At 69.5% G+C, this 10,550-nt stretch carries 11 protein-coding genes; 6 read left to right on the top strand and 5 right to left on the bottom strand.

All coding sequences use genetic code 11. The features are described 5' to 3' along the window. Together VFF46_RS05990 and VFF46_RS05995 are read left to right on the top strand one after the other, a co-directional pair. Window positions 1-1,380: alpha-mannosidase (locus VFF46_RS05990; protein ID WP_325036011.1), on the top strand; the 1,380-nt coding region annotated here is incomplete at its 5' end. A 120-nt stretch (window positions 1,381-1,500) separates the two neighbouring features. After that, window positions 1,501-2,826: a cytochrome P450 gene (locus VFF46_RS05995; RefSeq protein WP_325036012.1), complete on the top strand. Its 1,326-nt coding sequence runs from the start codon at window positions 1,501-1,503 to the stop codon at window positions 2,824-2,826. A gap of 145 nt (window positions 2,827-2,971) precedes the next feature. Here the strand turns inward: VFF46_RS05995 and VFF46_RS06000 are convergent, their stop codons facing one another. Beyond that, window positions 2,972-3,472 (bottom strand): DUF5709 domain-containing protein, encoded by a 501-nt coding sequence (locus VFF46_RS06000; RefSeq protein WP_325036013.1) that lies wholly within the window; start codon window positions 3,470-3,472, stop codon window positions 2,972-2,974. A 128-nt stretch (window positions 3,473-3,600) separates the two neighbouring features. On the opposite strand from VFF46_RS06000, the gene VFF46_RS06005 reads away from it, so the two are divergent. Beyond that, a complete protein-coding gene (locus VFF46_RS06005) occupies window positions 3,601-4,764 on the top strand; it encodes an FUSC family protein (protein WP_325036014.1) in 1,164 nt (387 codons plus the stop codon). A gap of 59 nt (window positions 4,765-4,823) precedes the next feature. After that, window positions 4,824-4,946, top strand: coding sequence for a hypothetical protein (locus VFF46_RS06010; protein WP_325036015.1), 123 nt, complete (start codon window positions 4,824-4,826; stop codon window positions 4,944-4,946). Between the two features lie 278 nt (window positions 4,947-5,224). On the opposite strand, the gene VFF46_RS06015 is transcribed toward VFF46_RS06010, so the two are convergent. Together VFF46_RS06015 and VFF46_RS06020 are read right to left on the bottom strand one after the other, a co-directional pair. Further along, window positions 5,225-5,668, bottom strand: coding sequence for an OsmC family protein (locus tag VFF46_RS06015; RefSeq protein ID WP_325036016.1), 444 nt, complete (start codon window positions 5,666-5,668; stop codon window positions 5,225-5,227). A gap of 4 nt (window positions 5,669-5,672) precedes the next feature. Beyond that, window positions 5,673-6,815: a phosphatidylinositol-specific phospholipase C1-like protein gene (locus tag VFF46_RS06020; RefSeq protein ID WP_325036017.1), complete on the bottom strand. Its 1,143-nt coding sequence runs from the start codon at window positions 6,813-6,815 to the stop codon at window positions 5,673-5,675. Between the two features lie 87 nt (window positions 6,816-6,902). Here VFF46_RS06020 and VFF46_RS06025 point away from each other — a divergent pair, with 87 nt between their 5' ends. After that, window positions 6,903-7,520 carry a TetR/AcrR family transcriptional regulator gene (locus VFF46_RS06025; protein ID WP_325036018.1) on the top strand — a complete coding sequence of 206 codons (618 nt, stop codon included), beginning with the start codon at window positions 6,903-6,905 and terminating at the stop codon, window positions 7,518-7,520. Between the two features lie 31 nt (window positions 7,521-7,551). On the opposite strand, the gene VFF46_RS06030 is transcribed toward VFF46_RS06025, so the two are convergent. Further along, on the bottom strand, window positions 7,552-7,953 hold the full coding sequence (locus VFF46_RS06030) for a DUF3592 domain-containing protein (protein WP_325036019.1): 402 nt from the start codon (window positions 7,951-7,953) through the stop codon (window positions 7,552-7,554). Between the two features lie 213 nt (window positions 7,954-8,166). Beyond that, window positions 8,167-10,023, bottom strand: coding sequence for a DUF5107 domain-containing protein (locus VFF46_RS06035; protein WP_325036020.1), 1,857 nt, complete (start codon window positions 10,021-10,023; stop codon window positions 8,167-8,169). 36 nt (window positions 10,024-10,059) lie between these two features. Here VFF46_RS06035 and VFF46_RS06040 point away from each other — a divergent pair. Next, on the top strand, window positions 10,060-10,550 hold a 491-nt coding region (locus VFF46_RS06040), incomplete at its 3' end, for an FAD-dependent oxidoreductase (protein WP_325036021.1).

The raw sequence follows: 10,550 nt of genomic DNA on the forward strand, positions 1-10,550 counted from the left end.
CTCCGCGAGGCCGAGCTGTGGAGCGCCGCGGCGGTCGTCGCGGGCAAGCTCGACACGTACCCGTACGAGGACCTGGACCGGCTCTGGAAGGTCGCGCTGCTGCACCAGTTCCACGACATCCTGCCGGGCTCGTCGATCTCGTGGGTGCACCGCGAGGCCGAGGCGACGTACGCGCGGGTGGCCGACGAGCTGAACGCGATCATCGCCAAGGCGCAGCAGGCGCTGGCCGGTGACGGCTCCGAGCAGATCGTGTTCAACGCCGCTCCGCACGGGCGCAACGGTGTCGCCGGGCTCGGCGCCGGCGTCGCGGCCGTCGAGGGCCAGGCCGTCACGGTCGAGAACGGTGTCGTCGACAACGGGCTGATCCGGGTCACGATCGACGAGCGTGGTCTGATCACCTCGCTGTACGACGTGGACGCGCAGCGCGAGGTGATCGCGCCGGGTGCCGTGGGCAACCTTCTGCAGCTGCACGTGGACACCCCGAACCACTGGGACGCGTGGGACGTCGACTCGTTCTACAAGAACAACGTCCGGGACGTGACCGAGGTCGACAGCGTGGACTTCTCGGTTGCCGACGGTGTCGCGACGGTCGTGGTGAAGCGGTCCTTCAACCGGTCCACCGTCACCCAGACGCTGCGGGTCCGCCCGGGCGCGAAGCGGGTCGACATCGAGACCGAGATGGACTGGCACGAGACCGAGAAGTTCCTCAAGGCGGCGTACCCGGTCGACGTGCACGCGGACCGGTCCGCGTCCGAGACGCAGTTCGGGCACATCTTCCGGCCGACCCACCAGAACACCTCGTGGGACGCGGCGAAGTTCGAGATCGCGGCGCACCGCTGGGTGCACGTCGGCGAGCCGGGGTACGGCGTTGCCGTGGTCAACGACTCGACGTACGGCCACGACATCAACCGGACCGCGCGCGAGGACGGTGGTACGACGACCACGATCCGGACGTCGCTGATCCGGGCGCCGCGGTTCCCCGACCCGAAGACCGACCAGGGCGTGCACACCGTGCACCACGCGCTGGTCGTCGGCGCCGGCATCCCGGAGGCGATCGAGGAGGGGTACCGGATCAACCTGCCGGAGCGGGTCGTCACCGGCTCCGGAGCGGTCGACCCGATCGTTGCCGTCGACAACGGCAACGTGGTGGTCGAGGCGGTCAAGCTGGCCGACGACAAGTCCGGCGACGTGATCGTCCGGCTGTACGAGTCCAGCGGCGGGCGCTCCCGCGCCACCGTCACGCCGTCGTTCCAGGCGGCGTCAGTCACCGAGGTCGACCTGCTCGAACGCCGCCTGGCGGACCGGGACCTGAAGGACAACGGAGTCACCTTCGAACTCCGCCCCTTCCAGATCCTCACCCTCCGCTTCAGCCGCGCCTGACAGCTGGTTGAAACACCCGGCGGGGACCGGAGACAAGCAATAGCCTGTCTCCGGTCCCCGTTTCCTGTTCCACGACCCGTTCGACGCCCCGTGTTCACCCGGCTGACGTAGCGTGAAGGTATGGCTCCGACACCTTTGCTCGGTTCCCGGACGCTTGATCGGCAGACGGCGCGGACGCTGCCGCCGGGGCCGAAGCTGCCGACGCTTGCGCAGACCGTGCTGTTCGCGAGTCACCGGAAGACCTTCTTCCCGAGGATGCGGGAGAAGTACGGCGACGTGTTCACGATCCGGCTGGTGCCGTCGAGTCGCGTGTGCGTCGTACTGAGCCGTCCCGAGCACATCAAGGAGGTGTTCGGCAGCCCGCCCGCGGTGATGCACGCCGGCGAGGGCAACACGGTGCTGGAGCCGATCATGGGCTCGCACTCCCTGCTGCTGCTGGACGACGAGGACCACGTCCGGATGCGCAAGCAGCTGATGCCCGCGTTCTCCGGCCCGGCGCTTCGCGGATACGCCGGGATGGTGCACGAGCTGGCCAGGGCCGAGGTCGCGAAATGGCCGACCGGTACGCCGTTCAAGGTGCACCAGCGGATGCGGAACCTGACGCTGGAGATCATCCTCCAGGTGATCTTCGGTGTCACCGACGTGGACCGGCTGAACACCCTGCGCCCACTGCTGGACAAGATCGTCTCCGTCTCGCCGGTGATCATGCTCGGCGGCTTCTACCCGCCGCTGCTCAAGGTCCGGCCGTGGAAGACGTTCCTGGACACCCAGCGGCGGATCGACGAGATCCTGTACGACGAGATCGCCGGCCGCCGGGAGACGTACGCCGGGCGCACCGACGTACTGTCCCGGTTGCTTGCCGCGGGCAACTGGTCGGACGTGGAGCTGCGGGACCAGCTGGTCACGCTGCTGCTGGCCGGGCACGAGACGACCGCGACCGCGATGGCCTGGGCGTTCCACGAGCTGGCGCGACGGCCGGAGGACCTCGCATTCGGTCAGCGGGCGGCCGACGCCGGCGCGGACGACGAGTTGGAGGCGATCGTCAAGGAGGCGCTGCGGCTGCACCCGGTCGTGTACCAGGTCGGCCGGCGGCTCACCGAGACCGCCGACATCGCGGGCTACCGGTTGCCGCGCGGTACGACGATCATGGCCGCGATCGGGCTGGTGCAGCGGGACGGCCAGCACTTCCCGAACCCGAAGGACTTCCGCCCGCAGCGGTTCCTGTCCGACGACCCGCCCGCGCCCGGCACCTGGATCCCGTTCGGCGGCGGGGCCCGGCGCTGTATCGGCGCCGGCTTCTCACTGATGGAGGGCACCGAGATCCTCCGCGCCGCCCTCACCGCCTACAACTTCCAGGCCCCCGACCCCAAACCCGAGCCGGCCCAGCCCAAGAACGTCACCCTGGTCCCCCGCCACGGCGCCGAAATCACCGTCACCCCCCGCTAGCGCGCCCCGCCGTTCGTGGGTGAACCCACCAGATGCTGGGTTCGCCCATCAGATCCCGGACGCAAACCCTGCATCTCGTGGGCGAGCCCACGAGATGCAGGAGGCCGAGCGCGGCGCCAGCGGGCCGGGGGTCAGTCCTCCGGGGTCAGTCCTCCGGGTCGCCTACGTCGCCCAGGTCGACGTCGCGGTAGGTTTCGCGGTCGGTCTCGTCGTCGTCGGAGAGTTCGAAGTCGTCCTCGTCGACCACGTGTACGGCGGCCTCCTCGGCGCCGGCGGCCGCACCGTCGATGCCGACGTCGGAGGCGTACAGCTCGCTGTCGTCGTCCTCGCCGCTGCCCTCGTCGGAGGCGACCAGGCGGCCGGAGCGGGAGTTCCCGACCTCGGGTCCGCCGACGTCCTCGCCGTCCTCGGCGTACGGGTCGGTGTCCGGTACCTCCTGGGAGATCCGCTGGTCCAGGGTCTCGCCCTGCAGCGCCTCGTCGGCCGTCGTACCGAAGCCTTCGCCCGCGGACCACTTCTCCGGCGGCGAGTACCCCTCGTCCAGCAGGTCGTCGACGCCGCGGTCGTTGAGGGTGTCCGCCGGCTGCAGCTGGTCCTCGTCGTCGACGGAGTAGCTGCCGTAGTCCTCACGGTTGTTCTCGGTCATGCCTCCACCTCGCTCCGCTCGGCTCCGGCATGACCGACAAGGTCGACTCTGCTCTTTGTTCGCTCGCTCCGCTCGCTCATGTGCAAACCTTGGCGCGTCGGAGCCAGCAGAAGCAAGCTCGTCGGAGAATGGGGCCCGTGGATCCGGTCAGGCTGACGTTGGACCAGTTGCGTGAACTGCGGGACGACATCGCCCCGCAGGCCGCACGGCGCTCGCGTGCCTCGATCCGGCGCCGGATCGAACGCTGGCGCAGCAGGGCGTTCTTCATCGCCCAGTGCGCGCTCGCCGCCGGCGTGGCGTGGGCGTTCGCGCGGTACGTCGTCGGCCACAAGCAGCCGTTCTTCGCGCCGGTCGCGGCGATGGTCTGCCTCGGGTTCAGCTTCGGGCAGCGGCTGCGCCGGGTCGCCGAGGTGATGGTCGGCGTCGCGGTCGGGGTCGGCGTCGGCGACCTCTTCGTGAAGGTGTTCGGTACCGGCGTCGCGCAGCTGGTGTTCGTGATCGCGCTCGCGATGAGCGTCGCCGTACTGCTCGGCGCCGGCAACCTGATGACCACCCAGGCCGGTGTCCAGGCGGCGATCGTCACCACCCTGCTGCCGAACCCGAACGCCGGGTTCAGCCGCTGGCAGGACGCCGCGCTCGGCGGTCTGGTCGCGCTCGCCGCCGCCACGATCGCACCGGCCGCGGCGATCCGGCGGCCCCGGCAACAGGCCGCCGGAGTACTCCGCGAGCTCGCCGACATCCTCAACGAGACCGCAGACGGGCTGCGGTCCCGGGACGAGGAGGCGATCACCGACGCGCTCCGCCGGGCCCGGGCCAGCGAGTCCCGGCTCGACGATCTGCGCAGCGCCGCCGAGGAAGGGGTCGCCGTCGTCCGGCTGTCCCCGTTCCGGCGGCGGCACCGCGGGCGGGTCCAGGAGATCGCGGATCTCGTCGTACCGCTGGACCGGGCGATCCGGAACACCCGGGTCCTGGTCCGCCGGTGCGCGGTGTCGGTGTGGCGCGACGAGAGCATGCCGGCCGAGTACCCGATGCTGCTCGAACGGCTCGCGGACGGCACCCGCCTGATCGGCGAGTCCCTGTTCGAGCCGGCCGCCGATGTCGCGGCGCACCGCGTGCTCGGCGAGCTCGGCCGTCGTACGGCGGAGCTCCCGCTGCCGGCCGGCCTGTCCGCGGTCGTCGTCCTCGGCCAGCTCCGCTCGACGATCATCGACCTCCTCGAACTCACCGGCACGTCGTACGACGACGCCCGCAAACTCGTCCCCCTCCGCCTGGACGGACTCGACGAGAAGTAGTGACTCAGGTCACAACTGGTTTTGCCGTCATACGTCGTCACGCTCCGCGTCTCACTGGCATGACGATCCACCGACTGATGAGCGCGATGGCCACCGTGCAGGTTCGTGATCTCGAGGACCTGCTGGCCGTCGACAGCAACCAGACCACCGACGACCGGACCGACGCCGCCGCCGAGCAGTAAGGCGCCAGCCGGACGAACGGAACCGGGCGGCGCACCCGGACGGCCTGGCCCACCGAGCCAGACCGCACGGAGGTCGCACACCAAACGCAGAGGCGCCCCAGTGCGAGGCGCCCCCGGATCCGTTACCGGTGCACCACCACAGAGGTGCACCACGAACCACCCGCCGACCGTCCTGACGCCGCTTGCGCGAGGCTCAGGCCGGCCGGCGGGTGGTTTTCAGGGAAGGAAGGAAGGAAAACAAAAACACTGGAGAGTTACTGCGCGACAACACGGGAGAGTTACTGCGCGACGGTGATCTCGGTGGTCACCGAGTTCGCGATGAAGCATTCCCGGTGCGCCAGATGATGCAGCTTCTCGAGGGTGGCGGCGTCCGGCTCCTCACCGCCCCAGACGATCTTCGGGTGCAGCGTCACCTCAGTGATCGCCAGCCGGCCCGCGGCATTCGGAGCCATCACACCGACCGCGTGGTCCTGATAGGAATCCACCACCAGCCGCTTCCGGGCCGCGATCGACAGGAACGTCAGCATGTGGCAGGACGACAGCGCCGCCACGAACGCCTCCTCCGGGTCCACCGGCCCAGGGTTTCCCAGGTACTTCGGGTTCGCCGAGGCCGGGACCGTGATACCGCCGTCGAAGCGCCACTCGTGGTCGCGGTTGTAGCTGTCGTAGGTGAAGTCGTATTCACCACGACTCCAGCTCACATCGACCACGTGCTCCGACATGGGTTCACCCTTCCGAGACGGCCGCCTTCGCGGATGCGGTGACGGGATTGCATCGTACGGGAGCGTGCCCGGGCAGCTTGGCGACGTAGTCGCTGTCGTAGCGGGCCGCCATCCCGGCCACCGGGAAGTCCGTGGTCACCCACTGCGCGCCGCTCGCGAGCGCGATCCCGAGCCGGCTGTAGTCCTTGTCCCGGATCGTCGCCATCGGCTCGTCGGACCGGGTCCGGACCAGATAGCCCTTACCAACCAGCCTTTGGATCTCGGCCTGTGAAGCGCCGCGCGGATCGTTCACCTCGGTGACCGCGGCGTCCGGCGCGCCCTCCGGCCCGCGGGTGAAGACCGCCCGCCCTTCGAGGCTCGGCCGGCCGGCGGTGTAGGTGTCGCGGATCGCGCCGGGGCCGCCGTTGTCGAAGTAGAACATCACCTGGCCGCGGACACTGTTCAGCTTCGGCCAGCCCTTGGTCAGCACGGACTGCTCGAGCGTCAGGCCGGTCCGGCGTACGTCGTCCGGCGTCAGCAACTGCTGCTCGCTGAACACCGACCGGATCTCGGTGTCGACGCTGTCCAGGTTGGCGGCGTCCCACGGCGGCGCCTTCACACCGCCTGCAGCGACCACAGCCGGGTCGGACTGCTTGAGCTCGAGGTTGATCGCGATCGGCACGTGGTTCGGGTGTGCGTCGGACCAGGTCTTCACCTGCTGCAGACAGCCGACGAACGTGTCGCAGTTCGTGTTGTAGTCGAAGTCCGGGATGTGCATCACCTTGATGCCGGGCTTGGCCATCGCCGGATCGGTGAGCGGGCCGTGCCCGGTCAGCTTGCGGATCAGTGGATACGTATACAACCCGCCCTGCGGGTCCGGGTACAGGTCGAGCTCCAGCGCCCGGACGTTCTGGTCCTCGAGCTGCTGGGCGATCGGGGCGTGCGAGTACCAGAGGTCGACCGAGCCGGCGTTCTGTTGCTGCTGCACCTTCTGCTCGGCCGGGCTGAGCTCACGGTGGTACGAGTTGTGCGACCCGACCACCTGGATCTGGTTCAGCCGCAGGTCGTTGCCCTCCGAGCCGTGCCGGGTGTACGCCGTATCGGCAACTCCGGACGCCGCCAGCGCGACCGACGCCAGGCCCGCGACCAGGGTTTTGTTGACGCGCATAAAAGATTCCCCTCCTCGTGACCAACTGTCGGCAATCTGTCACAAAGAGGTGCCAACGCTGTCCCCGGTTCCGTGGACAATGAGTGAATGGTGACATCGGGCGCGTATCCGCTTCGCCGTACGCCGACCCAGGACCGGGCCAGCCGCCAGGTCGAACGGATCCTGGACGCGGCCTGCGCCGAGGTGGTCGAGCGCGGGTACGACGCGGCGTCGACGAGCGGTGTCGCGAAGCGGGCGGAGATCGCGGTCGGCAGCGTGTACCGGTACTTCCCGGACAAGCGCAGCCTGATCCAGGCGATCGAGCGCCGGAACCAGGCCCGCTACACCGAGGCGGTCCGGGAGCGGCTGGCCGAGGTGACCAGCTGGCGCGGGGCCGTGGACGTGACGCTGGAGACGTTCCGGGAGATGCACCGCACGGACCCGGGGTTCAAGGCGGTCGTGCTGAGCGGGCTCGGCGATCCGGAACTGGAGGCGAAGCCGGGCGAGTTCGACGACCAGCACGCGGGCGAGTTCGCGGAGCTGCTGGTGGCACGGTTCGGCGCCCGCGACACCCGGGACTTCCGCCTGGCCGTGACGCTAAGCATCACGATGGGCGAGGCCCTGGCACACCTGGCGGACCGGTTGTCCGGGGACGAGGCGGAGTACGTCCTGAATCAGGGCCGGCCGGTGCTGTACGGCCTGCTCGCCCCGCATCTTCCTGCTTGAGCCGGGGAGGTTGGCTCAAGCAGGGCGTTCCTCAGGCCGCCGGGGCCGCGGAGTACGGCCCCATGGTCGGCCAGTGGCTGACCCGGCCGGCCAGCCGGGCGCGGCGCGGGTTCCGGACGTCGTACGCGACGATCACCCGGTCACCCTTCGCGTAAGTAATGCGGCTCCCGGCCGGGAACTTCCGCGCGACCTCGTACGGGCCCTCACCCCGGCGGGTGTAGTACTCGACGATGACCTCGGTGTAGACCGCCGGGGCACCGCTGTCCAGCTGACCGCGGACCGGGCCACGGACCCGCACCACTCGTCCCGCGGTCTTCTCCTCCGTGCCGGTGGGGAGTTCGTCCCGGCGCAGGCCGGCCAGAACCTCGGTCACGATGAAAGCCGCGACCACCAGCACCAGGCCGAGCCCACCTAGTACAACGATCGTCAACATGGCACTCACCCCCGACGCGCCGCCCGCGAGCGACGCGGTCGTTTGTCGAAACTGCCTTGCACGGCCCTTGCCGTACACCCGGTGGGACGCCACCGGACTCCACTTGGTTCCGTGTAACTTCACGAAACCTTTACAGGATCACTTTTTCGTCTACAGGACCATAGTAGAGTCCGGTGGAGCGGTGTTGCTAGAGGTAGAGTTGACCTGTAGTTGTCAGTTTTCGCCCATTCCGAACCGGTACTGCGGCGGTACTGGCCGCTGTGTGCCACGCGCCTCCTCGGTGGCCAGCCAGTACTCGGCGAGCGGGTTCGCACCCTCGCGGACGGTGGCCAGCTGGATCCCAGCAGCCAGCAATTCATGGGCTTTCGCCGGATTTCCGGTCTCCAGCGCGTGCCGTACGCGCAGCAGCTGGATCCGCGGGTCGTCGGGTGCCTCCGCCAGCATCCGCTCCGCCCGCGGTACGTCGGAGTCGAGCGCGGCAGCGACCGCCTCCACCACCAGCGGTACCAGCTGAGGCTGTAGGGCGACAGCGCGCTCGTAGTAATCCAACTCGTCCGTAACTACACCGAGGTTGCGTAGAGCCCAGGCGTTGTCCCCCGACTGCCGCCAAGCCTCGACGGCCCCGTCCACATCACCGTCGTAGTGCCGCGCCACGCCCCGGTGGTACCAGACGAGCCAGTTGTCCTCGGCCGCCTCCAACAGCTCCCGCCACGCGACCAGGGTCCCGTCCGGTACGTCGTCCGCCGCCGGCAGCTGCCCGTCGAGCAACGGCAACCAGGCCCGCTCCCGCACCGTCAGGGTGTCCTCGCTGAACGGCGTACCACCCGACACCGCCCATCCGGTGCGCTTCAACTCCAACGCACCCCACCCCGACCCCATCGCGAGCCGCTCGCCCGGCGCCGCATCAACAACCGTCAGCCATGCCTCCTCCCGCTCGGCCAGCCCATCCAGCAGCGGAGCCAACGCAGCAGCCCCACCGTCCCGAGCTGTCTTCCACTCCTGCGAGTGCGCAACACCGGCGTCCATCGAGAGACGCCCGTACGCCTCCAACCAGCTCCAGGAGGTACCACCAGGCAGCTTCAGGTGCTCCATCTGCGTCCGAGCCAGCCCCGCCTGAATCTCGGCGTACCCGTCACCGGCCAGACCAGGCGCCAACCACTCCTGCCACCGCCGCCCGCCGTCGCCCTGCCCCCACACGAACAGCTTCCGCCCGCGCAACCGCTCGGTCGACGCCTGCACCAGCCCGGCACCGTCACCGTCGACCGAGGCGATCCACGACCGCTCGTCCGCCAGCGGTTCGAAGAAGTAGTCGATCGCCCGCGGATGCCGCATCGGGTACGTCAGGTCCGTCGTCACGTCGACCAGGTCGAGCCGGTTGCCGTACCCGAACTGCCACGCCTGCTCGGCCGGCACCAGCACCCGGCGGTCGGGCGACTGCGGTACGGCGATGTTCGACCACCAGTACGCCGGGACGTCCACGTCGGACGGGTTCTGAAGGCGGACGCCGACGTACAGGAACTCCGAGTCCGCGGGCAGCCAGAAGTCGAGCTGGGTGACGAGGTTGCGGGTGCGTTCGAGCTCCCACAGCCGCAGGACCGGCGTACCGTCCGGGCCTTCGACGGAAGCGGCGTGCATCGGCGCGCAGGTACCGGTCCAGTGGCCGGTGCTGCCGACGTTCCACTCGACACCGCCGGCGAACCAGGCGTTCCGCAGTGCGAGGTTCGCGGGCTGGAACACCGGGTTGCGGTAGAGCAGCTCGGTCCCGTGGTGGACGAGCGAGTACAGCCGGCCGCCGAGGCTCGGTAGTACGGTCGCGCGGACGTGGTCGTTCTCCAGCACGAGCGCGGGCAGCGAGGTCTCGGCGAGCGTCCGGTCGTACCCGTCCTGGTTCAGGCACGGGAGCGGGCTGTGCAGCTGCCCGTACTCGATGTTCGCCCGCAGGTCGGCCGGGAGCTCGGCGAGGTTCTCCACGTGGTGCACCTCGCGCTGGGTGCGGAGCGGGGCAAGCGGGTTCTCCGGACCGAGCGAAGCTGCGGGAATCACGAGGTTTTGCGCAGAAAGAGTCGTCACGAACGTATCTTCGCAAGTGCGCTATACATGGTCGACATGGACGCTGATGTGATCGTCGTCGGGGCGGGGCTGGCCGGGCTGGCCGCGACCGCCGAACTGGCCGACGCGGGCCGGAAGGTGCTGCTGCTCGACCAGGAACCGGAGGCCTCGCTCGGCGGGCAGGCGTTCTGGTCGTTCGGCGGGCTGCTGTTCGTGGACTCCCCCGAGCAGCGCCGGATGGGCATCAAGGACTCCCGCGACCTCGCGCTGCAGGACTGGCTCGGCTCGGCCGGGTTCGACCGGCTGGACGACGAGGACAAATGGGCCCGGCAGTGGGCCGAGGCGTACGTCGACTGGGCCGCCGGCGAGAAGCGTCCGTGGCTGCACGCGCAGGGCGTGCGGTTCTTCCCCGTGGTCGGCTGGGCCGAGCGTGGCGGGTACCACGCCGACGGCCACGGCAACTCCGTACCGCGCTTCCACATCACCTGGGGTACCGGGCCGGGCCTGGTCGCGCCGTTCGTGCGCCGGGTCCGGGAGGCGGTGGCGAA

This window comes from Kribbella sp. (assembly GCF_035655035.1).
In the GTDB taxonomy this organism is placed as follows: Bacteria; Actinomycetota; Actinomycetes; order Propionibacteriales; family Kribbellaceae; genus Kribbella.

Coding starts and splice junctions, on each gene's coding strand:
- VFF46_RS06005 (WP_325036014.1), top strand. CDS start 3,601: ATGGGGCCCGTGGATCCGGTCAGGCTGACGTTGGACCAGTTGCGTGAA.
- VFF46_RS06020 (WP_325036017.1), bottom strand. CDS start 6,815: ATGCGCGTCAACAAAACCCTGGTCGCGGGCCTGGCGTCGGTCGCGCTG.
- VFF46_RS06030 (WP_325036019.1), bottom strand. CDS start 7,953: ATGTTGACGATCGTTGTACTAGGTGGGCTCGGCCTGGTGCTGGTGGTC.
- VFF46_RS05995 (WP_325036012.1), top strand. CDS start 1,501: ATGGCTCCGACACCTTTGCTCGGTTCCCGGACGCTTGATCGGCAGACG.
- VFF46_RS06025 (WP_325036018.1), top strand. CDS start 6,903: ATGGTGACATCGGGCGCGTATCCGCTTCGCCGTACGCCGACCCAGGAC.
- VFF46_RS06000 (WP_325036013.1), bottom strand. CDS start 3,472: ATGACCGAGAACAACCGTGAGGACTACGGCAGCTACTCCGTCGACGAC.
- VFF46_RS06015 (WP_325036016.1), bottom strand. CDS start 5,668: ATGTCGGAGCACGTGGTCGATGTGAGCTGGAGTCGTGGTGAATACGAC.
- VFF46_RS06010 (WP_325036015.1), top strand. CDS start 4,824: ATGACGATCCACCGACTGATGAGCGCGATGGCCACCGTGCAGGTTCGT.